Origin of the sequence: Kitasatospora xanthocidica, from assembly GCF_014656195.1 — a bacterium.
In the GTDB taxonomy this organism is placed as follows: Bacteria; Actinomycetota; Actinomycetes; order Streptomycetales; family Streptomycetaceae; genus Kitasatospora; species Kitasatospora xanthocidica.
Window position 1 is genome coordinate 1 of record NZ_BNBY01000006.1, and the last position, 23,254, is coordinate 23,254.

General features: G+C 74.5%; 23 protein-coding genes. 16 read left to right on the forward strand and 7 right to left on the reverse strand.

Annotated features, from left to right (window positions below; all coding sequences use genetic code 11):
• Positions 1-54 precede the first annotated feature (54 nt).
• A complete protein-coding gene (locus IE332_RS12360) occupies positions 55-666 on the reverse strand; it encodes a YceI family protein (protein ID WP_189915873.1) in 612 nt (203 codons plus the stop codon).
• Positions 667-884: 218 nt separating this feature from the next.
• Between IE332_RS12360 and IE332_RS12365 the strand changes: the two genes are divergently transcribed.
• The 8 genes from IE332_RS12365 to IE332_RS12400 all read left to right on the forward strand — a co-directional run bounded on the left by IE332_RS12365 (position 885) and on the right by IE332_RS12400 (position 8,894).
• Complete coding sequence (locus IE332_RS12365) at positions 885-4,097, forward strand: DEAD/DEAH box helicase (protein WP_189915874.1); 3,213 nt, start codon at positions 885-887, stop codon at positions 4,095-4,097.
• The gene (locus IE332_RS12370; RefSeq protein WP_189915875.1) at positions 4,094-4,294 is read left to right on the forward strand and encodes a hypothetical protein; all 201 of its coding nucleotides are present in this window, start codon (positions 4,094-4,096) and stop codon (positions 4,292-4,294) included. The genes IE332_RS12365 and IE332_RS12370 overlap by 4 nt, the downstream gene beginning before the upstream one ends.
• 33 nt (positions 4,295-4,327) lie before the next feature.
• A complete protein-coding gene (locus tag IE332_RS12375) occupies positions 4,328-5,368 on the forward strand; it encodes an RNA polymerase sigma-70 factor (RefSeq protein ID WP_308437559.1) in 1,041 nt (346 codons plus the stop codon).
• Between the two features lie 34 nt (positions 5,369-5,402).
• The gene (locus IE332_RS12380; RefSeq protein ID WP_189915876.1) at positions 5,403-6,536 is read left to right on the forward strand and encodes a DNA polymerase III subunit beta family protein; all 1,134 of its coding nucleotides are present in this window, start codon (positions 5,403-5,405) and stop codon (positions 6,534-6,536) included.
• Positions 6,537-6,591: 55 nt separating this feature from the next.
• The gene (locus IE332_RS12385) at positions 6,592-7,398 is read left to right on the forward strand and encodes an alpha/beta fold hydrolase (RefSeq protein ID WP_189915877.1); all 807 of its coding nucleotides are present in this window, start codon (positions 6,592-6,594) and stop codon (positions 7,396-7,398) included.
• A gap of 93 nt (positions 7,399-7,491) precedes the next feature.
• The gene (locus IE332_RS12390) at positions 7,492-7,899 is read left to right on the forward strand and encodes a helix-turn-helix domain-containing protein (protein ID WP_189915878.1); all 408 of its coding nucleotides are present in this window, start codon (positions 7,492-7,494) and stop codon (positions 7,897-7,899) included.
• 2 nt (positions 7,900-7,901) lie between these two features.
• Positions 7,902-8,429 carry a hypothetical protein gene (locus IE332_RS12395; protein ID WP_189915879.1) on the forward strand — a complete coding sequence of 176 codons (528 nt, stop codon included), beginning with the start codon at positions 7,902-7,904 and terminating at the stop codon, positions 8,427-8,429.
• A gap of 123 nt (positions 8,430-8,552) precedes the next feature.
• Positions 8,553-8,894 carry a DUF2516 family protein gene (locus tag IE332_RS12400; protein WP_189915880.1) on the forward strand — a complete coding sequence of 114 codons (342 nt, stop codon included), beginning with the start codon at positions 8,553-8,555 and terminating at the stop codon, positions 8,892-8,894.
• A gap of 112 nt (positions 8,895-9,006) precedes the next feature.
• Here IE332_RS12400 and IE332_RS12405 read toward each other — a convergent pair whose 3' ends face one another.
• Entirely contained in the window at positions 9,007-10,518 is a 1,512-nt protein-coding gene (locus IE332_RS12405; protein WP_189915881.1) for a PP2C family protein-serine/threonine phosphatase, read from the reverse strand.
• A 236-nt stretch (positions 10,519-10,754) separates the two neighbouring features.
• Between IE332_RS12405 and IE332_RS12410 the strand changes: the two genes are divergently transcribed.
• The gene (locus IE332_RS12410) at positions 10,755-11,318 is read left to right on the forward strand and encodes an O-acetyl-ADP-ribose deacetylase (protein WP_189915882.1); all 564 of its coding nucleotides are present in this window, start codon (positions 10,755-10,757) and stop codon (positions 11,316-11,318) included.
• A gap of 219 nt (positions 11,319-11,537) precedes the next feature.
• Here the strand turns inward: IE332_RS12410 and IE332_RS12415 are convergent, their stop codons facing one another.
• Entirely contained in the window at positions 11,538-12,371 is an 834-nt protein-coding gene (locus tag IE332_RS12415) for a class I SAM-dependent methyltransferase (RefSeq protein ID WP_189915883.1), read from the reverse strand.
• A 235-nt stretch (positions 12,372-12,606) separates the two neighbouring features.
• Here IE332_RS12415 and mshA point away from each other — a divergent pair, with 235 nt between their 5' ends.
• Positions 12,607-13,980: a D-inositol-3-phosphate glycosyltransferase gene (gene mshA, locus IE332_RS12420; RefSeq protein WP_373313711.1), complete on the forward strand. Its 1,374-nt coding sequence runs from the start codon at positions 12,607-12,609 to the stop codon at positions 13,978-13,980.
• Positions 13,981-14,059: 79 nt separating this feature from the next.
• Positions 14,060-14,596 (forward strand): type III secretion system chaperone family protein, encoded by a 537-nt coding sequence (locus IE332_RS12425; RefSeq protein ID WP_189915885.1) that lies wholly within the window; start codon positions 14,060-14,062, stop codon positions 14,594-14,596.
• 10 nt (positions 14,597-14,606) lie between these two features.
• Here IE332_RS12425 and IE332_RS12430 read toward each other — a convergent pair whose 3' ends face one another.
• A complete protein-coding gene (locus tag IE332_RS12430; RefSeq protein ID WP_189915886.1) occupies positions 14,607-15,893 on the reverse strand; it encodes an MDR family MFS transporter in 1,287 nt (428 codons plus the stop codon).
• 150 nt (positions 15,894-16,043) lie between these two features.
• Here IE332_RS12430 and IE332_RS12435 point away from each other — a divergent pair, with 150 nt between their 5' ends.
• On the forward strand, positions 16,044-16,802 hold the full coding sequence (locus IE332_RS12435; protein WP_189915887.1) for a phosphoglyceromutase: 759 nt from the start codon (positions 16,044-16,046) through the stop codon (positions 16,800-16,802).
• A 278-nt stretch (positions 16,803-17,080) separates the two neighbouring features.
• Entirely contained in the window at positions 17,081-17,677 is a 597-nt protein-coding gene (locus tag IE332_RS12440; protein ID WP_189915888.1) for a lytic polysaccharide monooxygenase auxiliary activity family 9 protein, read from the forward strand.
• Between the two features lie 128 nt (positions 17,678-17,805).
• Here IE332_RS12440 and IE332_RS12445 read toward each other — a convergent pair whose 3' ends face one another.
• Positions 17,806-17,985, reverse strand: a complete 180-nt coding sequence (locus IE332_RS12445; protein ID WP_189915889.1) for a hypothetical protein — start codon at positions 17,983-17,985, stop codon at positions 17,806-17,808.
• 178 nt (positions 17,986-18,163) lie between these two features.
• On the reverse strand, positions 18,164-18,862 hold the full coding sequence (gene phoU, locus IE332_RS12450) for a phosphate signaling complex protein PhoU (protein WP_189915890.1): 699 nt from the start codon (positions 18,860-18,862) through the stop codon (positions 18,164-18,166).
• Positions 18,863-19,176: 314 nt separating this feature from the next.
• On the opposite strand from phoU, the gene IE332_RS12455 reads away from it, so the two are divergent.
• Both IE332_RS12455 and phoP read left to right on the forward strand, forming a co-directional pair.
• Positions 19,177-20,673, forward strand: a complete 1,497-nt coding sequence (locus IE332_RS12455; RefSeq protein ID WP_189915891.1) for a sensor histidine kinase — start codon at positions 19,177-19,179, stop codon at positions 20,671-20,673.
• A 2-nt stretch (positions 20,674-20,675) separates the two neighbouring features.
• Complete coding sequence (gene phoP, locus IE332_RS12460) at positions 20,676-21,371, forward strand: two-component system response regulator PhoP (protein WP_189915892.1); 696 nt, start codon at positions 20,676-20,678, stop codon at positions 21,369-21,371.
• Between the two features lie 108 nt (positions 21,372-21,479).
• On the opposite strand, the gene IE332_RS12465 is transcribed toward phoP, so the two are convergent.
• The gene (locus IE332_RS12465; protein ID WP_189915893.1) at positions 21,480-22,169 is read right to left on the reverse strand and encodes a DUF461 domain-containing protein; all 690 of its coding nucleotides are present in this window, start codon (positions 22,167-22,169) and stop codon (positions 21,480-21,482) included.
• Positions 22,170-22,596: 427 nt separating this feature from the next.
• On the opposite strand from IE332_RS12465, the gene IE332_RS12470 reads away from it, so the two are divergent.
• Entirely contained in the window at positions 22,597-23,079 is a 483-nt protein-coding gene (locus IE332_RS12470; RefSeq protein WP_014136563.1) for a CarD family transcriptional regulator, read from the forward strand.
• Positions 23,080-23,254: the final 175 nt, after the last annotated feature.

Sequence of the window (23,254 nt, forward strand, 5' to 3'; positions counted from 1 at the left end):
GTGCTCACCTGCTGGCGGCTACGGCACCGAGTCTCTACGACTCAGCAAGTCCCATTAGGCGGCCTTGACGGCGGAGATGTCGAAGCTGAGCTTGACCTTCTCGCCGATCAGCACGCCGCCGGTCTCCAGGGCCGCGTTGTAGGTCAGGCCGAAGGCGGTGCGGTCCACGACCGTCCGGCCCTCGAAGCCGATCCGGTCGGCGCCGTAGGCGTCGGTGGCGCTGCCGGTGTACTCCAGGTCCAGGACCACCGGGCGGGTGGTGTCCTTGATGGTGAGCTCGCCGGTCATCCGGTAGGTGTCGTCGTCGATCCGCTCGGTGGAGGTGCTGCGGAAGCGGATCTCCGGGAAGGTGTCGGCGGCGAAGAAGTCGCCGGTGCGCAGGTGCTCGTCGCGCTGGGCCTGGTTGGTGTCGATGCTGGCGACCTTGATCACCAGGTCGGCCGAGGAGTTGTGCGGCGTGGCGCCGTCCAGGTGCAGCTTGCCGTCGTACTCGGTGAAGCGGCCCTTGACGTTGGTGACCATCGCGTGGCGGACCGAGAAGCCGATCTCGCTGTGCGTGGCGTCGATCGTCCAGTCGCCGGTCAGGTGGGACAGGTCCGGGCCGGCGGTGGTCGCGACGGCGACGGCGGGGGTGGCGGCGGTCTTGGTGCGGTTGAACAGGCCCATGGCTCCTCCTCGGGTTCGAAGCCATTTGTTTAGGCTTCAACTTCTTGGCTCCAGCGTACGTCGCTGTCGTTCAATTTTCAACCACGACTTTCGGGCGTTTCTTCCGAATTCGTCCGATCGGTCCGGCGGCTCCGGTCCGGCATGCCCGGCCCGACCGCCGCTGTCAGCCCTCCCGGTTAGGCTGCGAAGGACGGTCCCACCCGCCCGGAAGGCCCCCGATGTTCGTCCTGCACGCGCTCTGGCGGACGGACGGGCAGCTGGCGCTCTGGGCCGAGGACGCCCGCGCCCACCCCGGCACCGCCGAGCCGCAGCCCGACCGGCCCGCCCCGCGCGCCCACCCCTACGCCTGCCCGGCCGGTGAGCTGGCCGCCCTGCTCGGCGGCATCGGCCCGGGCCTCGGCTGGCTCGCCGGGCAGGCCCCGGAGCGCTGGGCCACCCTGCTGCTGCCCACCGTCGGAGCCGTCCCCGCGCCCTCGCCCGACCTGCCGGTCACCCCGCCGCGCGGCGGCGCGGTGCTCACCCCCTGGCGGGTGCCGGCCCTGCTCTTCGACGCGGGTGCCGCCGCCCAGCTGCTCGGCGAGGTCTTCGACCCGCACTGGGCCGTCGCCGACGCCGACCTGCCCGGCACCGGGCGCGTCGAGGTCGTCCACGGCCCCTCACTGCGCTGGCTGACCGGGGTGCACGACCTCGCCTGGCGCACGGTCGGCCGCGGCCGGGTACTGCCGCGGCCGGTGTCGGCCGACGGCCGCCCGCAGGCCCGCTGGCGGCCGGACCCCACCCCGGCCGGGCGCCGCGAGGCCGCCGCGCTGGCGGCGGGCTGCCCACCCGTCCTACTGGGGGAGTGGCCGCACGGCGGCGGCACCGGGGAGGAGCTGCTGGACGCCGCGCTGGGCGCACTGACGGACGCCGAGGTCCGGGCCGCCCTGGCCGACACCCCGCTCGCACCTCCCGCACCTCCCGCATCTCCGGCTTCTCCGGCCGGGAGCGGGGCCGCCCCCGGGGCGACCGTGGCCGAGCGCTGGCTGCACGCCCTCACCACCCCCGACGGCCTCCTCGGCGAGGTCCCGGCGGACGGCTTCGCCGAACTGCGCCGCCGGATCGCCGCCTGGTACGCGGCGGCCGAGCCCACCGACCCCGCGCTGCGGCTCTGCTTCCGCCTGGTCGAGCCGCTCGGCCCCGACGCCGACGACCCCGAAGGCCGGCCCTCCGACGACGCCTGGCGGCTGGAGTTCCTGCTCCAGGCCGTGGCCGAGCCGTCCCTGCTGATCCGCGCCGCCGACCTGCACGAGGGTGGGGCCGCGCACGCCGCCCTCGCCCGCCAGGCCGCCGACCCCCATGACGTCCTGGTCGCCGAACTCGCCCGTGCCGCCCACCGCTGGCCCGCCCTGGACGGGCTGCGCCACCGCTCCCGCCCGTCCGCCCTGCCGCTCGACCGGGCCGGCGCCCTGGACTTCCTGCGCACCGCCGCGCCCGCGCTCGCCGAGGGCGGCTTCGGCGTCCTGCTGCCCGCCTGGTGGCGCCGCCGCCCCCGGCTCGGGCTCGCCCTGCGCGTCACCACCCCGCCCGCGCCCGGCACGCTCGCGGTCGGCAGCCAAGTGGACCGGGACACCGTGGTCGCCTTCCGCTGGCAGGCCGCGCTCGGCCCGGACGGCACCCCGCTCACCGAGCGGGAGCTGGCCGAACTGGCCGCCGCCAAGCAGGGCCTGGTCCGGGTGCGCGGCACCTGGCTGGAGGCCGACCCGGCCCAGATCGCCGCCGCGCTCGCCTTCCTCGCCGACCGGCGCGACGGCGTGCTCGCCACCGCCGACCTGCTGCGGCTCGCCCTCGACCCGCAGGCCACCGTCGCCGGGCTGCCCGTCACGTCCGTCCGGGCGGACGGCCCGCTCGGCGACCTGCTCGCCGGGTGCGCCGACGCCGCCCCGGCCGACGCCGCCCCCGCCCCGGTGCTGCCGGCGGACTTCCGGGCCGTGCTGCGCCCGTACCAGGAGCGCGGGCTGGCCTGGCTGCGGACGATGTCCGGGCTCGGCCTCGGTGCCGTGCTGGCCGACGACATGGGCCTCGGCAAGACCGTCCAGACCCTGGCCCTGCTGGCCGTCGAGCGGGCCGAGCGGGCCGAGCAGGGGGAGGCGGGAGAGGCGGGCCCGACCCTGCTGGTCTGCCCGATGTCCCTGGTCGGCAACTGGCAGCGCGAGGCCGAACGCTTCGCCCCCGCCCTGCGGCGGTACGTCCACCACGGCTCCGGCCGGCTGGACGCCGACCGGCTCGCCGAAGCCGTACGGTCCGCGGACCTCGTCATCACCACCTACGGGCTGGTCCAGCGCGACTTCGCCGCCCTGCGCGCGATCCGCTGGCGCCGGGTGGTCGCCGACGAGGCCCAGCACATCAAGAACACCGGCACCGCGCAGTCCAGGGCGATCCGCGCGCTGCCCGTCACCGGCCACCGGATCGCGCTCACCGGCACCCCGGTGGAGAACCGGCTCTCCGAACTGCACGCCGTCCTGGACTTCGCCAACCCCGGCCTGCTCGGCCCCGCCGAGCGCTTCAAGGAGCGCTACGCGATCCCGGTCGAACTGCACCGCAGCCCCGAGCGCACCGCCGAACTCAGGCGCCGCACCGCCCCGTTCGTCCTCCGCCGGCTCAAGACCGACCCGGCGGTGGCCGCCGAGCTGCCCGCCAAGCAGGAGATGACCGTCTGGTGCAACCTCACCGCCGAACAGGCGGGCCTCTACCAGGCCGTGGTCGCCGACCTGCTGCGGCGGGTCGAGGGGATCCGGGGCGTGGAGCGGCGCGGCACGGTGCTGGCGGCGATCGGCAAGCTCAAACAGGTCTGCAACCACCCGGCCCAACTGCTGCACGACGGATCGGCGTTGGGCGACCGCTCGGGCAAGGTCGCCCGACTGGCCGAGCTGCTGGAGGAGGCGCTGGCCGAGGGTGACCGGACCCTGGTCTTCACCCAGTACGCCGAGTTCGGCGCGATGCTCCGCCCGTACCTGGAGCGCCGGCTCGGTGAGGAGGTGCTCTACCTGCACGGCGGCCTGGCCCGGGCGCGGCGCGAGGAGCTGGTCGAGCGCTTCCAATCCCCGGACGGGCCGGGGGTGTTCCTGCTCTCGCTGCGGGCCGGCGGCACCGGCCTCAACCTGACCGCCGCCAACCAGGTGATCCACCTGGACCGGTGGTGGAACCCGGCGGTCGAGGAACAGGCCACCGACCGCGCCTTCCGGATCGGCCAGCGCCGGGACGTCCAGGTCCGCCGCCTGGTCTGCGTCGGCACCGTGGAGGAGCGGATCGACGAACTCCTCGCCGCAAAGCGCTCGTTGGCCGAGACGGTGGTGGGTGAGGGGGAGCAGTGGCTCACCGACCTGCCGGTCGACGCCCTGCGCGAACTGGTCGCCCTCACCCGGGAGGACGCCGTCGCCGAGGAGGACGCGTGAGCGAACAGCCGGCCCCGATGGTCAACGTCGCCGCCTACTGGCGCGGCGACTTCACCCTGCGCCCGGCCCCGCCGGAGCCGGATCCGGAGGAGCCGGACGAGCCCTCGCTGCGCCGCCTCGGCCGCTCCGGCATCACCGTCCACGGCCGCGACCTCGCCGTCCTGCTCACCCCCGTGTACGAGGTCCTCCGCGACTGAGCGCCGCCGATACCGTGCGGTAGCGTCGCGAGGGTGACCGACACCCACGCCCCCCGGACGGACGGCCCGCAGCCGGCAGACGCACAGCCGGCCGACGCGCGGCTGGTCGACGCACAGCCGGCAGACGGACAGCCGGCCGACACGCGGCTGGTCGACTTCGAGCAGCACCGGCGGCTGGTCTTCGGCATCGCCTACCGGATGCTGGGCAGCGTCGCCGACGCCGAGGACCTGGTCCAGGACACCTGGCTGCGCTGGAGCCGGGTCACCGGCCCGGTCGCCAGCCCCGCCGGCTTCCTGGCCCGTACGGTCACCAACCTCGCCCTCAACCGGCTGGACTCGGCGGCCGTCCGCCGCGAGGCCTACGTCGGCCCGTGGCTGCCCGAACCGCTGGTCACCGAACCGGACGCGACCGACGGCGTCGAGCGCGCCGAGACCGTCTCGCTCGCCCTGCTGGTGCTGCTGGAGAACCTGTCCCCGCTGGAACGGGCGGTGTTCGTCCTCAAGGAGGCCTTCGCCTTCTCCTACCTGGAGATCGCCGAGGCCCTGGACCGCACCGAGGTCGCCTGCCGCCAGATCGGCAGCCGGGCCCGGGCGCACGTCCGCGCCCGCCGGCCCCGCTACGACGCCCCGCCGGAGCTGCGCCGCCGCGCCACCGACGAGTTCCTCGCGGCCTGCGTCGGCGGCGACCTCAACCGGATGCTCGAACTGCTCGCCCCCGACGTCACCACCTGGAGCGACGGCGGCGGGGTGATCCGCGCCGCGCTGCGGCCGGTCACCGGGGCCGAGAACGTGGCCCGCTTCACCCTCGGCGTGCTCCGGCAGCTGGGTGAGGGCGCCGCCGTCCACCCGGTCCTGGTCAACGGCGAGGCCGGTCTGCTGGTCACCGTGGACGGCGCGGTCGACTCCGTCTCGGTGTTCGACTTCGTTGAGGGGCCGGACGGCACGCCGCTGATCTCCGCGATCCGCGCCGTCCGCAACCCGCACAAGCTCGGCCACCTCGCCGGCCTCGCCCCCGCCGCCGACGCCGCCCCCGACCCCACTCCCGGAGCCGCCCCCGGCACCGACCGGGCTTGACCCTCGACCAGGTCGAGCCCGCAGAGTCACCGCCATGGAGAGCGAGCTGCACAGCATCGGCGAGCTGGCCCGCGCCAGCGGCCTCGGCGTCGGCACCCTGCGCTACTACGACGGCGCCGAGGTGCTCACCCCCGCCTGGGTCGACCCGCAGACCGGCTACCGCTGGTACCGGCCCGGCCAGCTCGCCGACGCCCGGCTGCTGGCCCGGCTGCGCCGGGTCGGCCTGCCGCTGGCCGGCATCCGCGCCGTGCTCGGCGCCGCGCCCGGCAGCGGCGAGGCCCGCCGGGTCCTCGACGCGCACCTGCGGCGGCTGGAGGACGGCCTGACCGACGCCCGCCGCGAGCTCTCCCTGATCCGCGCGATGACCGACCAGAGGGAGCAGCCGATGACCACCGGCCCCACCGACCCCACCGAGCTCCGCCTCACCGTTCCGGCCGAAGGCCTGGCCGCCGCCCTGGACGCGGTCCGCTTCGCGGTCGGCGGGGACCCGGAGGTGCCCGCGCTCGCCGGGGTGCTGTTCGAGCCGGACGGCCCGGTGCTGCGCCTGGTCGCCACCGACCGCTACCGGATGGCCCTCGCCGAGGTGCCCGCCGAGGGTGGTCCGACCGGGCACCCGGTGGCCGGGACGATCGTCCCGACCCCGCTGGTGGACGCCTTGCGCGCGCTGCTCGGCCCGGGCGCCGCCGAGGTCTCGCTCACCCTCGGCGGCGGCCGGGTCCGGGCCGAGGCGGGCGGGCACCGGGTCGAGGGCGCCGCCCTGGACTTCGACTACCCCGACCACCGGGCCCTGACCCGGCTCGAACCGGAGCACCGGATCACCCTGCCCGCCGCCGAACTGCGGGCCGCCGTCGAGGCCGGCACCACCCGGACCCTGCCCTCCGGCCCGCACGGCGCCGAGTGCGAGGTCACCGTCCTCACCCTCACCGGGGACGGCCGGCTGGCCGTCGCCACCGACCCGGCCGCCGAGGACTTCCGACTGGCCGTCAACCGGGACTTCCTGCTCGACGCCCTCGGCGCCGGCCGGCCGGAACAGCTCGTCCTCGAACTCGGCGGCCCGATCGCCCCGTTGGCCATCCGCACCCCCGGCCGGGCCGGTACCTTCTCGGTCCTGATGCCGGTCCGGCTCCCCGAGCCCCACGAGCTCCCCGAGCCGGCCGAGCAGTCCTGACCGTCCGAGCGGTCCTGACCGGCCGACCCGCGCGGGCCCCTGGGAGGATCGCCGCATGAGCCAGCACACCGGTCGCCCCGTGTCCGAGGTCCACGTCCCCGTCCCCGGCGGCGGCCGCCTGTGGGCGGAGCGCGGCGGGTCCGGCAGCCCGGTGGTGCTGCTGCACGGCTCCGGCATGGACTCCCGGCTGTGGGACGCCGTCCTGCCGGAGCTCGCCCGCCACCACGACGTGATCCGCTACGACGCCCGGGGCCTCGGCCGGTCCGACGAGCCGGAGCGGCCGTTCGACGACGTGGCGGACCTGCGCGCCGTGCTGGACCACTTCGGCCTGGCGAGGGCGGCGCTGGTCGGCCTCAGCATGGGCGGGGAGACCGCACTGGACTTCGCCCTCGCCCACCCCGACCGGGTCACCGCCCTGGCCCTGGTCGGCGCCTCGGTCAGCGGCCACGACTGGCCGCAGGACCCGGGGACCACCGCCTACGCCGAGGCCCGCCGCCGGGGCGACGCGGCGGCCCTGGCAGAACTGGAGCTGTCCGTCTGGGCCGCGATGGGGCGGACGGCGCCGGGCGGCGAGCTGATCGCGGCGATGGTCGAGGAGAACGCGGCCCGCCGCATCGTCAGCGAGCAGTACCTCACCGGCGCCCCGGGGCGGCCCGCCGAACCCCGCCTCGGCGAGGTCGCCGCCCCCACCCTGGTCGTCCACGGCGACCGGGACCACCCGGAGATCGCCGCGAACGCGCAACGGCTCGCCGCCGACATCCCCGGCGCCCACCGCCACCTCGTCCCGGCCGCCGACCACTACCTCCCGCTGCGCGCCCCCGACCGGCTCACCGCCCTGCTGCTCGCCCACCTGGCCGCCTGAACGGTCGCGCCACGGCGCTGAGGCACGCGCGCCGCGTTTGCTGGCGCTAGCACCCTGCTTGCATTTGCAAGCGGGGTGCTGCAGGCTGTTCGCATGGCCTCACTCAACGTCGGCTCGCTGGGCGAGTACATCCGGGAGCAGCGTCGCAACGCGCAGTACTCGTTGCGGCAGCTGGCGGAGGCCGCCGGCGTGTCCAACCCGTACCTCAGCCAGATCGAGCGCGGGCTGCGCAAGCCGAGCGCGGAGATCCTGCAGCAGATCGCCAAGGCGCTGCGGATCTCGGCGGAGACGCTGTACGTCCAGGCCGGGATCCTGGAGGAGCGGCGGGGCGAGGGCCTGGAGCTGCGGGCCTCGATCCTGGCCGATCCGCTGATCAACGAGCGGCAGAAGCAGGCGCTGCTCGCGGTCTACGACGCCTTCCTGAAGGAGAACGCCGCCCCGGCACCCGGTGCGGCGACCGACGGCCCAGCCATCCAGAACACCCACCGGGAGGACCGGTAACCATGCCCATCACCGACGAGATCAAGAAGACCCTCAGCGACCCGACCCCGCTGTACGCCCTGGCGGGCGCCGGGGACCTCGCGTACGAGAAGCTGCGCGAGGTGCCGGGCAAGGTCGAGGCGCTGGCGGCGGACCGCAAGGGTGCGCAGGAGAAGGCCACCGCCCGGCTCCAGGAGGCGCAGTCGCTGCTGGTCGCGGCGCCGGCCAAGGTCGGCGAGGCCGTCACCGCCCTGCCCACCGACCTCAAGTCGCTGCAGGAGCGCGCCCAGGGCTTCGCGCTGCAGCAGGTGGGCCGTGCGGTCGAGCTGGCGGTGAAGGCCAAGGAGACGTACGACGAGCTGGCCGAGCGCGGCAAGGTCGTGGTGGAGAAGGCCCGCCCCGGTGCGCCCGGCGAGTCGGCCGAGGTGGCCGAGGTGGAGTCGGCCCAGGCCGGGCCGGCCGAGGCCGAGCCGGTGGCGGAGGCCGACCCCGCGCCGGCGCCGAAGAAGTCCGCCCGGGCCCGGAAGGCCGGCTCCGCTGACGCGGAGTGAGCGGCGGTCCTCCACCGGGGGCACATCCGGTGAGCACGGAACGTTGACACCGTTGCGGACGGTGGTCGTGCCAGGATGGACGGCAGTCGCACGCGCCGGAATCGAGAGACAGAGGAGATCGTGATGGTCGGAGTGCTCCAGATTCTGGCCTTTTCCTACCTGAACCCGATCTGGTGGGCGACGATCGCCATCCTGGCCTACAAGCTGTTCGCCCTGGTCGACGCGGCCGTCCGCCGGGAGGACGCGTACCGGGCGGCGGACAAGAAGACCAAGGGGTTCTGGATCGCGATCCTCATGATCTCCTTCGGCTGGGACCTCCTGTTCGGGGTGAACTTCTTCACCGGGATCGGCACCCTGGCCGGCCTGGTCGCCTCGATCGTCTACGTGGTGGACGTCCGCCCCGCGATCCGGGCGCTGACCGGGGGCGGCGGCCGGAGCAACACCGGCCCGTACGGGTCCTGGTAGACCCGGCGGCGGACGACGCGACGGCCCGGGCGGGTGAACTCCCCGCCCGGGCCGTCGTATGTCCGGCGCCCGGTCGAGCGGCCGAGCCGCTGGGCCGTCGCCCGCCGCCCCGTCAGCCGAGGATCAGCTGCACCGGGTTGCGCTCCAGCAGCAGCACCGCCACGTCGTCGGTCAGCGCGCCGCCGTTCAGCTCCTCGACCTCGGCGATGGCGCTGTCGACCAGCCGCCCGCGGGTCAGCCCGGCGGCCTGGTGGTCGCCGATCAGGCCGGCGAGCCCGTCCTGGCCGAGCCGGCGGGAGCCGGCCCCGACCCGGCCCTCGATCAGCCCGTCGGTGTAGAGCAACAGCCGCCAGCCGGGCCGGAGTTCGATCCGCTGCGCGGGCCAGGCGGCCTCTCCGTCGTGGCACGGCAGCAGGCCGAGCGCGGGGCCGGCGAGGTCGGCGGGCAGGGAGAGGGGGTCGTGGTCGCGGCCGAGCAGCAGCGGGGCCGGGTGCCCGGCGAGGTAGAGCCGGGCGTTCTCGGCGGCGCCGAGCGAGTCGAGGTCGCTGCCGGCGCCGCCCGGCTCGATGACGACCATGCAGAGCGTCGCGAAGATCTCGTCGCTGCGCCGCTCGTGCTCCAGTACGTGCTGGAGGGTGGTGAGCAGGGCCTCGCCGGTGAGGCCCGCGAACACCAGGGTGCGCCACGCTATCCGGAGCGCGACGCCGAGCGCGGCCTCGTCCGGGCCGTGGCCGCAGACGTCGCCGATCACGACGTGGACGGTGCCGTCGTCGGTGCGCACGGCGTCGTAGAAGTCGCCGCCGAGCAGGGCGCGGCGGCGGCCGGGGCGGTAGCGCCGGGTGAAGGAGAGCCCGGCGCCGTCCAGCAGCGGGGTGGGCAGCAGGTGGCGCTGGAGGCGGGCGTTCTCCTGGCCGCGCAGTTCGGCCTCGACGAGCCGGCGCTGGGACTCGTCGGCGCGCTTGCGTTCGACGGCGTAGCGCAGGGCGCGGGCCAGCAGCGGGCCGTCCGTCTCGTGCTTGATCAGGAAGTCCTGGGCGCCGGCGGCGACGGCGGCCGCGCCGAGTTCGGCCCCGGCGGCGTCGGTGAGCACCACGACGGGGATGTGCGGGGCGCGCCGGAGCAGCTCGTGCAGGCCTTCCAGGCCGTCGGAGGTGCCGGGCGGCTGCGGGGGATCGGCGAGCGCGGTGAGGTCGAGCAGGACGCAGCCGAACTCGGAGCCGCGGGAGCGTCCGCGCCGGGTGGAGAGCGAGGGCTGGGCCAGCAGCGCGGTGGCCTGGCCGAGGCCGCGGGCCCAGTGGATCTCGATCGAGGTGCCGCTGTCGGCCGCCGCCGCCTTGATCAGCTGGGCGTCCGAGACGTCGTCCTCGATGACCAGCAGCCGCAGCGGCGTGCCGCCGTCGGCGGGGACGTCCTGGCCCGGCCCGGAGGGCGCCGCGGAGACGTGGGAGGGGTGGGCGGCGTGTGCCGCCCGGGCCGCCTGCGAGCGGGGGTGGGGTATCGGGGGAGCCGCCGTCGCCGGGCCGGTCGTCACCGGGCGGTTGCGGGCACGGCCGACCGGGGCGCCCTCGTGGGCCCCCGGCAGGTTCGCGGCACCAGGTGCCCGCCCGTCTCCCGTTGCGGGCATCGGTGGTTCCTCCCTTTCCCCGACTGCGTAACGGTCGACGTCCGTCCGCAGTGCCCGCCTGGCACCGTGCGTCGGGGAACTTCTCGCGACCATAACGTGATCTCCGGGGATTTCTTCGGCCGACCGGCGCCGTTGTGGTTATTGCCACGCCGGTGGCGGTGTGGTGATCGGACTCGGACGACGGCTCGAATGCCCGTCCCGGCGGCTGACGCGCGGGGCGGAGACGGGGGTATGTGATGGTGACGCGGATCACCCTGGTCGAGGGTGACATCACGGAGCAGCAGGTGGACGCGGTGGTGAACGCCGCGAACTCGTCCCTCCTGGGTGGTGGCGGGGTGGACGGTGCGATCCACCGCAGGGGTGGGCCGGAGATCCTGGAGGAGTGCCGCCGGCTGCGCGCCTCGCACTGGGGCAAGGGGCTGGCCACCGGGCGCGCGGTGGCGACGACGGCCGGACGGCTGCCGGCCCGGTGGGTGGTGCACACCGTCGGGCCGGTGTACCGGGCGGAGGAGTACGAGGAGCGGGCGGGGTTGTTGGCCTCCTGCTATCGCGAGTCGCTGCGCGTCGCGGCGGAACTGGGCGCGCGCACGGTGGCCTTCCCGGCCGTGTCGGCCGGGATCTACGGCTGGCCGCCGGCGGACGCGGCGCGGATCGCGCTGGCCACCGTCGCGGAGGTGCTGGACGGCGGTGACGCGGAGGCGGGCGCGGCGCTGGCGGAGGTGCGGTTCGTGCTGTTCGGGTCGGAGATGTACGGGGTGTTCGAGCGGGCCTGGCGGGAGCTGCTCGGGCAGGACGGCTGACGGCGGACGGCTGGGCGTGGTGCGCTCCGGGCGGCGTGTGGTGTCGCCGCTCGGTCGCGTCCCATGGTGGCGTGATGGGGCGTCAACACGCCAGAGATATTCGATAACTCGTTCGAGTGAATGCGCCGGGTCGCTCACCAGCTCCCGCCCGCGCCCGCCGCTCCGCGGCCACCTCGCCGCCGCTCCGCTTCCCCGCCGCCCGCTCCGCCGGTGCGGTCCCTACGGCGCGAGCGCCGACCAGGGCACCGTGACCTCGCCCTGCCGCCACCGCCCGCGCGCGTCCACCAGCGGCCAGCTGCCCGCCAGCGCCGTGCAGGCCGCCACCCAGCGCTGCCGGGCCCCGAACGCCCCGTACGGCGCGGCGGCCGCCCAGGCCCGGTCGAACTCGGTCAGGAAGGCGTGCACCGGCCGGCCCGGCACGTTGTGGTGGATCAGCGCCTTGGGCAGCCGTTCGGCCAGGTCGGAGGGGAGCGCCAGACCGCCGAGCCGGGCCGCGAAGGTCACCGTCCGGGGCCCCTCCGGGCCGAGCGCGACCCAGACGTGCCGCCGCCCGATCTCGTCGCAGGTGCCCTCGACCAGCAGCCCGTCCGGGGCGAGCCGGGCGCACAGCCGCTCCCAGACCCCGGCCACCGCCGCCTCGTCGTACTGCCGCAGCACGTTGGCCGCCCGGATCAGCTGGGCCGGCGCGCCGCCGTCCAGCGGCACCTCGAAGCCGCCGCGCCGGAAGGTGAGCAGCGGCGGTTCGGCGTACGGCAGCGCGGCCGCGACCCGCTCCGGCTCGATCTCGATCCCGACCACCCGGACGTCCGGCCGCACCGCGCGCAGCCGCGCGGCCAGCTCGACGGCCGTCCACGGCGCGGCGCCGTAGCCGAGGTCCACCGCCACCGGCGGGTGCCCGGCGGAGCGCAGCGTGCGGCCGAGGGTGTGGGCGATCCAGCGGTCCATCCGGCGCAGCCGGTTGGTGTTGGTGGTGCCCCGGGTGACGGTCCCCACCGGGCGCCCGGTCCGCCCACGGGAGGGCGCGGCGGTCGCGGGGTCGAAGGAGGCAGCCATGTCCAGAAGGGTAGTCGGGGCGCCGGAGTCAATGCGCTGACCTGGGGTGTTGCCGCCGCGCTCGGCCGGTGCGCCGGACCGGGGACGCTCGTGGGCCGGACCGGGAATGCCGGGAGCCACCCGCGCGGTTGGCACACTGGTGGTGATGTGTGCCCGGACGGGGCAGCGCACACCGGACAACGGGCGGCCCGGCGCGGACCGCCTCGACGGGCCGCACAGAGGAGGCTTCAGCCAGGTGATCCAGCACCCCGTCCGTTCGGTACGCCGTGCCCAGTCCGCCGTGCCCGCGCGCGGCCGGCTCCAGTCGCTCGTCCCGGGCCGCCGCCGCCCGCGCCGGATAGCGATGCTGAGCGTCCACACCTCGCCGCTGCACCAGCCCGGCACCGGGGACGCCGGCGGGATGAACGTCTACATCGTCGAGCTGGCCAAGCGGCTGGCGGACCTCAACATCGAGGTCGAGGTGTTCACCCGGGCGATCTGCTCGGACGACGCCCCGACCGTCGAGCTGGCTCCGGGCGTGCTGGTCCGGCACGTCACCGCCGGGCCGTACGAGGGCCTGGTCAAGGAGGACCTCCCGGCCCAGCTGTGCGCCTTCACCCACGGGGTGCTGCGGACGGAGGCGGGCCACCGCCCCGGCCACTACGACCTGGTGCACTCGCACTACTGGCTCTCCGGGCAGGTCGGCTGGCTGGCCGCGCAGCGCTGGGGGGTGCCGCTGGTGCACACCATGCACACCATGGCGAAGGTCAAGAACGCGGCGCTGGCCGAGGGGGACACGCCCGAGCCCGCGGCCCGGGTGATCGGCGAGACCCAGGTGGTGGAGGCGGCCGACCGGCTGATCGCCAACACCACCGAGGAGGCCGCCGAGCTGGCCCTGCACTACGCCGCCCGGCCGGACCAGCTGGCCGTCGTCCACCCCGGGGTCAACCTGGACGTCTTCCGGCCCGGTCCGGCGCGCTCGCGGGCCGCCGCCCGGGCCCGGCTCGGCCTGCCGCAGGACGCCGCCGTGCTGCTCTTCGCCGGCCGGATACAGCCGCTCAAGGCCCCGGACGTGCTGCTGGGCGCGGTCGCCGCGCTGCTGGCCCGCCGCCCGGAGCTGCGCGAGCGCCTGGTGGTGCCGGTCGTCGGCGGCCCGTCCGGCACCGGGCTGGCCCGTCCGGAGAGCCTGCACAAACTGGCCGCCCAGCTCGGCATCTCCGACGTGGTGCGCTTCCACCCGCCGGTCGGCCAGGAGAAGCTCGCCGAGTGGTACCGCGCGGCGACGGCCCTGGTGATGCCCTCGTACAGCGAGTCCTTCGGCCTGGTCGCGCTGGAGGCGCAGGCCTGCGGCACCCCGGTGGTGGCGGCCGCGGTCGGCGGCCTGCCGGTCGCGGTGCGGGACGGCGAGACCGGCACCCTGGTGCGCGGCCACGACCCGCGGGACTGGTCGTACGCGCTGGAGCCGTACGTCACCGACCCCGAGCTGGTGGCCCGGCGCGGTGCGGCGGCGGCCCGGCACGCGTCCGGCTTCGGCTGGGACACCGCCGCGGCGACCACCGCCGAGGTGTACGCCGGCAGCCTGGCCCGCCCGGCCGGCCGACTGGCCACCGCCCGGCGCCGGCTCACCTGAGGCCGGAGCCCGTCCCGGTCGGCCGTCGCGGGTGGGCCGAGGCTGCGCCCGCCGGGTACCGGCGAGTAACGTCACCCCCATGGCAATCCGCACCAAGGACGAGGCCCTGACCCTCCTGCGCACCGCCCTGGACGACGCCGGGGTGGCCTGGGAGCCGGCCGCCACCGACCCGCACACGCTGGTGGCGACCCTCCCGGGCACCCGGAAGCTGAGCACCACCTGCGCCCTGCGGGTCGGCGACCACACCCTGTCGGTGAACGCCTTCGTGATCCGCCGCCCGGACGAGAACCACGAGGCCGTCTACCGCTGGCTGCTGGAGCGCAACACCAGGCTGTACGGCGTGGCGTACGCGGTCGACGCGCTCGGCGACGTCTACCTGGCCGGCCGGCTGCCGCTGGAGGCGCTCGGCCCGGAGGTCGTCGACCGGTTGCTCGGGACGGTGCTGGAGAGCGCGGACACGCCGTTCAACACCCTGCTGGAGCTGGGCTTCGCCTCGGCGATCCGGCGGGAGTGGGAGTGGCGGACCAAGCGCGGGGAGTCCACCCGCAACCTGGCCGCCTTCGCCCACCTGGCCGGCCCGGACGCCGCCCGGGGCGACGCCCCGGCCGCCGACTGACCGAGCCCGCTCAGGCTCCCGCCGGGGCCTTCTCGGCCTCCGCCGCGGGCGCCGCGACCGCGACGACCTCGCCGGACCCGGCGCCCTCGGCGGCGCCGGTCCGTCCGCCCAGCACCACGTAGCCGACCGCGGCGACCGTGCCGCAGATCCCGCACGCGCCCCACAGCGCCCCGCCGCCGGCCCGCTCCAGCAGCACGCCGCCCACGGCCGGACCGAGGAACGAGGCGAGCGACCAGGAGAGCCCGTAGACGCCCTGGTAGCGCCCGCGGGCGTGGGTCGGCGACAGCTCGGCGATCAGGCCCATCAGGGTCGGGGTGTAGAGGATCTCCCCGACCGTCCAGACCGCCACCGTGAAGGCGTAGAACCACGCGGACGACCCGGCCAGGGCCGTGATCCCGAACCCCCAGCCGATGAACAGCGAGGCCGTCGCCAGCATGGCCGAGCGGCTGCGGTTCTCGACCCACCGGGTGAGCGGGATCTGCAGCAGCACGATCAGCAGCCCGTTCAGTCCGATGACCAGGCCGTACTCGGAGGACGTGATCCCCTGGCGGCCCATGTCCACCGCGAGGGTGGTGGAGCCCTGCTGCATCACCAGGGCGAGCAGCAGGGTGAGGCCGACCACGGCCATGAAGCGGCTGTCGCGGAAGACGGTGAGGAGGCCGACCGCCGGCTCGTCGGCCCGTCCGTCCGCCGGGGCGTCGGGCTTGGTCTCCGGGATCCTGAGGAAGATCACCACCGCGCAGAGCACCGTGGAGAGCGCGTCCAGCAGGAAGAGCGTCAGGTAGCCGTGGGTGGCGATCAGGCCGGCGACCGCCGAGGAGAGGCCGAAGCCCAGGTTGATCGCCCAGAAGTTCAGCGAGTAGGCGCGGACCCGGTCGGCGGCCGGGACGATGTCCGCGATGATCGCGGAGATGGCCGGCCGGGTGGCGTTGTTGCAGAACCCCACCAGGAAGGCCACCGCCGCGATCGCGACCTGGCCGTCGGTGAAGCCGAGCACGGCGGTGAACAGCGCGGTGCCGAGCTGGGCGGCGAGCAGGGTGGGCCGGCGCCCGATCCGGTCGGTCAGCACCCCGGCGACGATCGAGGCGATCGCCGAGCCGAGGCCGAACAGGGAGGCGACCAGGCCCGCGTAGGTGGGGGAGTACCCGCGGCTGCTGGTGAGGTAGAGCGCCAGGAAGGTGACCACGAAGGCGCCGAGGCGGTTGACCAGGGTCGCGACCCAGAGCCACCAGAACTGGCGCGGCAGTCCGCCCGCCGTCTCCTGGAGCATTCCTCGGAAGCGGGCGGTGACGGGCATGTGTGGGGCTCCCCGGGGCAGGCGTCCGCTGAGCGGCGCGGGCAGGCCCGGTCAGCCGACGCATGTAAGTGGCTGATGCGCGGGGCACACGTTACCCATCGGCCCAAGGTCCCCACCAGGGGTTTTCGGGCCTCCACTAAGCTGGGGCCCATGGCTGACACGACGTACCGACTCATCCTGCTCCGCCACGGCGAGAGCCAGTGGAACCAGAAGAACCTGTTCACCGGTTGGGTCGACGTCGACCTCAACGAGAAGGGCGAGAAGGAGGCCGCCCGCGGTGGCGAGCTCCTGGCCGCCGAGGGTCTGTTCCCGGACGTGGTGCACACCTCGCTGCTGCGCCGCGCCATCCGCACCTCGCAGATCGCCCTGGACAAGGCCGACCGCCACTGGATCCCGGTCAGCCGCAGCTGGCGCCTGAACGAGCGGCACTACGGCGCGCTGCAGGGCAAGGACAAGGCCCAGACCCTGGCCGAGTTCGGCGAGGAGCAGTTCCAGCTGTGGCGCCGCTCGTACGACACCCCGCCGCCGGTGCTGGCCGACGACTCCGAGTACTCGCAGGCCGGTGACGCCCGCTACGCCGAGATCCCGAGCGAGCTGCGTCCGCGCACCGAGTGCCTGCAGGACGTCGTCGAGCGGATGCTCCCGTACTGGTACGACGCCATCGTCCCGGACCTCGCCGCCGGCAAGACCGTCCTGGTCACCGCCCACGGCAACAGCCTGCGCGCGCTGGTCAAGCACCTCGACGGCATCTCCGACGAGGCCATCGCCGGCCTGAACATCCCGACCGGCATCCCGCTGGTGTACGAGCTGGACGCCGACTTCAAGCCGGTCGCCGCGGGCGGCCGCTACCTCGACGCGGACGCCGCCGCCGCGGCCATCGAGGCGGTCAAGAACCAGGGCAAGAAGTAAGCACGACAGCCACCGAAGGCCCCGCTCACCGGTTCGCCGGGGGCGGGGCCTTCCGCATGCCCGGCCGGCTCGCGGTGCGCTCCAACGGGCTTGCGGGGAAGGCGAGTTGGGCCATGGTAAAAGTGGTTCAGACCATTGACGGGCGGTGGTGGGGGCTCCTACCGTGAGAGCACCGGACCGGCGCCGGCGTGCCCCGGATCTCCCCGTCCCGGGCCCGCACCCCCACGTGCGCGTCCGCGCCCCGGCGCACTCTCCATCCACCCCCACGGAGGAGCACCATGCGCACACGTCACCTCGTCGGCGCGGTGGTCGCCGCGCTGGCGATACCGTTCACGCTCGCCTTCCCCGCGTCGTCCCACGGCTGGGTCACGACCCCGCCCAGCAGGGCCGCGCTCTGCGACGTGCACACGAGCGGCGTCCCCTGGGACTGCGGCGACATCCAGTGGGAGCCGCAGAGCGTCGAGGGCCCCAAGGGCTTCCCGGCCCTGGGCCCCGCGGACGGCACCATCTGCGCCGGCGGCAACGCGCGCTTCGCCGAGCTGGACGACCCGCACGCGGGCGCCTGGCCGACCACCCCGGTGACGGCGGGCCGGTCGCTCACCTTCACCTGGAAGTTCACCGCCCGGCACGCGACCAGCGACTTCCGGTACTACCTGACCAAGCCGGGCTACGACGCCGGCCGGCCGATCACCCGGGCCGACCTGGACCTCACGCCCTTCCTGACCGTCCCGTACGGCGGGAAGCAGGTGCCGGGCACACTCAGCCACACCGCCACCGTCCCGAGCGGACGGACCGGCCACCAGGTGGTCGTCGCGGTCTGGACGATCGCCGACACCGCGAACGCCTTCTACTCCTGCACCGACGTCAGGTTCTGACGCCGGGCTTGGGATTCGGGCCCGGGAGCCGCGCGCGGGCGCGACCGCGCGGGCCGGAGACGGCCGGGCCGGATGCGGACGAGGTGCACGGCCGCCGGAGCGCCGCGCCGTGCACCCGGCCGGAGTCCTCAGTGGCCGCCGCAGCAACCGCCGCTCGCGCCGCCGCACTGGCAGGGCGCACCGGACTGGCAGCCGCAGCCGCAGCCCGGGCCGCAGCCGCAGCCGGCGGCGAGGACGGGCAGCAGCTTCGGGGCGGGCGGCTCGACGGTCTCGCGGGCGGGGGCCGGGCGGGTCGGGTTGGCCTTCATCGAGCTGTTCCCTCCGTGAAGCGGGCACACTCCGGCGCCCGATACTTCGAGTGAAACCGCCGGACGGAGGGAGCGTCAACAGGCGCGCAGTGGTGGGACGCCCGGAGAACCGTGCGCCCGCACCACCCTCGCCACAGGTTTACTCACCCCTCGGGGTGAGCGGCCGTCGGGGCGGAGCTCACTCCGCCCCGATGGTCCCCACCGCCTCGGCCGCCTCGGTGGCGGCCACGAACTCGGCCACGTGCTCGCCGGTCACCAGGTACACCACGCGCTTGGCGACCGACACCGCGTGGTCCGCGAAGCGCTCGTAGTAGCGGCCGACCAGGGTGATGTCGACGGCGGTCTCGATGCCGTGGTGCCAGCGCTCGTCGATCAGGTGCGACAGCAGCTCGCGGTGCAGGGTGTCGATGGCGTCGTCGTCCTGCTCCATCTCCAGGGCCTTGTCGACGTCCTTGGTGGCGATGACCAGGCCGGCCTTGGCGACCAGGCGCTGGGCGAGCTGGCCCATCTCCAGGACGGTGGAGTGCAGGTCGCGCGGCACGGCGGTGTCGGGGTAGCGCATCCGCGCGACCTTGGCGACGTGCCGGGCGAGGTCGCCGCAGCGCTCCAGGTCGGCGCTCATCCGCAGCGAGGTGACGACGATGCGCAGGTCGGTGGCGACCGGCTGCTGGCGGGCCAGCAGGTCGATCGCCCGGTTCTCCAGCTCGTGGTGCAGGTCGTTGACCTTCTCGTCGGCGGCGATCACGCTCTCCGCCAGCGCCAGGTCCGCGTCGAGGAGGGCGGTGGTGGCGCGGCCGAGTGCGGAGCCGACCAGCCGCGCCATCTCGACCAGGTTGTCACCGATCGCATCGAGTTCCTCGTGGTACGCGTCGCGCATGTTCTCTCCTCAGTAGCTGTGTCGGTGGCGGTGCCGACCGGTCAGCCCGTACGACCGTACGACCGTACGTCCGTCGTCCGGGTGACCGCTGCTGGTGGCGCGCATCGTACGCGCACACCCGAGCCGGTGCCCGCTGTTCGGCACACCGAGCTCTCCCACACGGGCTGCCCGGGCAACTTTCCGACGCCCGGGCGACGATGCACGGCCGGTGCGGTGAATCGGCGGCCACACGAAGGTGAATTCTCGGCAACGCGTGGTCGATGCCTTGACCCAGACCTTGGGGACTGGCCTGGCCGTGCGCTTACGCTGGCCACATGGACGTGAACGTGGCCGCCGCCGCTGCCTGCGCCATAGCCGGGCTCGGTGTCGGCCTCACCGCCTCCATCGCCTTCCGTTGGAGCGAGCGCGAGCAGGCCAGGGGCAAGCAGAGCGGCACCAGCGGCAGAAACCACGGCCGGTACCAGGCACTGGGCACCGGCAACCCCGAGCCCCCGTTGCCGCCGGGGGTCGACACCGTGCTCTCCGTGCTGCGCTCCTGCGCGATCGTGCTCGGCGAGGGCGACGAGGTGGTCAAGGCCAGCTCGGCGGCGTACGCGATGGGCCTGGTGCGCGGCGGTGCCGTCGCCGTGGACCCGATGCTCTCGCTGGCCCGCGCCACCCGCCGGGACGGCGAGATCCGCCAGGTCGAGCTGGAGGTGCCCCGGCCGGGCGCGGCCCGCGCGGCCGAGCCGCTCGCGGTCTCCGTCCGGGTCGCCCCGCTGGGCTCCCGGCTGGTGCTGGTGCTGGTCGAGGACCAGACCGATCGGCGCCGGGTGGAGGCCGTCCGCCGGGATTTCGTCGCCAACGTCAGCCATGAGCTCAAGACCCCGGTCGGTGCCCTGTCGCTGCTCTCCGAGGCGGTCGTGGACGCGTCCGACGACCCGGAGGCGGTGCAGCGCTTCGCCGGCCGGATGCAGGTCGAGGCCGCCCGGCTGGCCAGCCTGGTCCAGGAGATCATCGACCTCTCCCGGGTCCAGGACGACCGGCTGATGGTCGACCCGGAGCCGGTCGCGGTGGACGAGCTGATCGCCGAGGCGATCGACCGCTGCCGCCAGCAGGCCGCCGCCAAGCAGATCCTCATCGCGGCGGGCGGCATCGCCGGCCTCTACCTGCACGGCAACCGCGGCCAGCTGGCCGCCGCGCTCGGCAACCTGGTCGAGAACGCCGTGAACTACAGCCCGCCGCGCACCCGCGTGGCGATCGCCACCCGCCGGATCTCCAGCGCCGCGGCGCTCGGGGAGGCGGACGGCGAGCTCATCGAGATCTCGGTCACCGATCAGGGCATCGGCATCTCCGAGAAGGACCGCGAGCGGGTCTTCGAGCGCTTCTACCGCGTCGACCCGGCCCGCTCCCGGGCCACCGGCGGCACCGGTCTCGGCCTCTCCATCGTCAAGCACGTGGCCGCCTCGCACGGCGGCACCGTGTCGGTGTGGAGCGTCGAGGGGCAGGGTTCGACCTTCACCGTCCGCCTGCCCGCCGGGCAGGCGCCCGGCGACGACGACCTCGATGACGACGGCCTCGACGACGACGTCGACGGGGCCGGCGGCGACCTCCACGACGATGCCGACCGGACCGACGCCGACCGGACCGACGCCGACCGGGCCCACCGCGAGCCGGACCACGAGCCGGACGCCGCCGGCCCCGCCGCGGCACCCCGAACCCTCACCACGGGCCGCACGGACCGCACGGACCGTACCGACCGTTCGCTCCCCACCCGGGAGCGGGAACCACACCTGTCAGACACAACCCCGCAGCTTGCCCCGGAGGCCTGATCGTGACCCGAGTACTGGTGGTCGAGGACGAGGAGTCGTTCAGCGACGCCCTCTCGTACATGCTCCGCAAGGAAGGCTTCGAGGTGGCCGTCGCCGCCACCGGCCCCGACGCCCTGGAGCAGTTCGAACGCAACGGCGCGGACCTCGTCCTGCTCGACCTGATGCTGCCGGGTCTGCCCGGTACCGAGGTCTGCCGCCAGCTCCGGGTGCGTTCCAACGTCCCCGTGATCATGGTGACCGCCAAGGACAGCGAGATCGACAAGGTCGTCGGGCTGGAGATAGGCGCTGACGACTACGTCACCAAGCCGTACTCCACCCGGGAGCTGGTCGCCCGGATCCGCGCGGTGCTGCGCCGCCGCGGCGAGGACGGCGGGGCCGGCGAGAACGGCAACGGCCCGGGCGCCCTGGAGGCGGGCCCGGTCCGGATGGACGTCGACCGCCACGTGGTGACCGTGGACGGCGCCAAGGTCGACCTGCCGCTCAAGGAGTTCGACCTGCTGGAGATGCTGCTGCGCAACGCGGGCCGGGTGCTCACCCGCATGCAGCTGATCGACCGGGTCTGGGGCGCGGACTACGTCGGCGACACCAAGACCCTGGACGTCCACGTGAAGCGCCTGCGGGCCAAGATCGAGCCGGACCCGGGCGCGCCGCGCTACCTGGTCACGGTCCGCGGCCTCGGCTACAAGTTCGAGCCGTAAACCGCGGGAGCGCGCCACACGCGCAGGCCCCCTCCGGCAGCAGCCGGAGGGGGCCTCCGCGTTGCTCCCGGCGGGCCCGTCCGGGCCCGCCGGAGGCGGGGTACGGCGTCAGTGGGCGGCCGGGACCGCCGGGGTGGTGGCGCCGGCCGGAACGGCGGCGCCGGTGGCCGGGGTGCCGGTGACGGGGGCGCCCGGGGTGGCGGTGGCACCGGGGGTGGTGGCACCGGCGGTCGGGGCGCCCGCGGCGGGAGAGGAGCTCTTGACGGGCGTGGCGCTCGCCGACGGGGTCGGGCCGTAGCCCTTGTAGAGGCCCTTGCCGTCCGGGCTCACGCCGGCCTGGGCCTCGACCTTCTGGCCGTCCTTGAAGGTGAAGGTGGTGGGGGCGAAGCCACCGACGTGGACGGAGGCGGAGGCGACGCCGGCGGTCGGGTTGCCCTGGCCGCCGATCGCCACCGAACCGCCGGCCGGCACCACGATGCCGGTCAGCGGGGCGCCCGCGGCGTCCGCGAAGGTGGCGGTGGAGGTGCCGACCGTCACGGACTGCAGCTCCGCCGGGGTGTTCGCGGTGTTGGCGATGTTGACCACCACGTTGGCGGCGCCGGAGTAGTCGCCCGAGGTGCCCTCCCCGGTGACGATCACGATGTTGTTCAGCCGAAGGTTCGTCCCGAGGGTTGCCGCCGCGTTGTCCGGCTTGATCTGCAGGGTGTCCGGCGTGTTGCCGGCTGCGCAGGAGGACAGCGAGGCGATGGCGATGGCGGCGATGGCGGCGATGCTGCCGCGTCGAAGGCTGCGGCTCACGGCGGCGGCTTCTCCTAAGTCACGTGTCGGTAGGTCAGGTCTCAGATTATCGACCTCACTTATGCCGTCCTCACGGGGTGGTCCCCGTGTCGCACTCCCGGGGCCCGCCGGGGGCCGTCCGGCGGTACACCCGCCATGTCCCGGTCACGACGCGGACAAGCTTCGACCAAGATCGAATAACGATTGGGTCGCGACCGGAAAAGAGGTGAAAGCTCAAGATCCAATCATGGTTGCGGGGGTGTTGCGCAAGGGTTTCGCCGAACCCCGGAACCGCCTCCGACCTGCGGGAAGCCCCCCTCGAACACCGGTCGCAGCACGTCATGGGGGTGCTTGTCAAGCCCCGAGACCTGCCCTGACCTGCGAAAACGCCCTTCGGGTGCGCCGAGAAGCGTGTTATTCTGGAAAGCCACGGAAGGGGTCCTGTCACATGACGTTCAAGGTTGGCGACACGGTGGTCTACCCCCATCACGGGGCCGCACTGATCGAGGCCATCGAAACTCGCCAGATCAAAGGTGTGGACAAGACCTACCTGGTGCTCAAGGTGCAGCAGGGAGACCTGACGCTCCGCGTGCCCGCCGAGAACGCGGAGTTCGTCGGCGTGCGCGATGTAGTCGGCCAGGAGGGTCTGGACCGGGTCTTCGAGGTGCTGCGCGCACCGTACACGGAAGAGCCGACCAACTGGTCCCGTCGCTACAAGGCGAACCTGGAGAAGCTCGCCTCGGGCGACGTTATCAAGGTCGCCGAGGTTGTGCGCGACCTCTGGCGTCGCGAGCGCGAGCGCGGCCTCTCGGCCGGCGAGAAGCGGATGCTCGCGAAGGCGCGCCAGATCCTCGTCAGCGAGCTCGCGCTGGCGGAGAACACCAACGAGGACAAGGCGGAGACGCTGCTCGACGAGGTCCTCGCCTCGTAGCGCACGCGCCACCGCAGTGCAGTCGGGCTTCCGCCCAACGCCCACAGCGCCCGGTGCCGGCGCGCCGCTCCTCGGACGAACAGTCCGGGAGTGGTGCAGTGGCACTCCGGGCGCTGAGGCGTGTCCGGACGACACCTCGCGCCCCGAGCCGGTCCAGGCCTGCAAGACCGTTTCT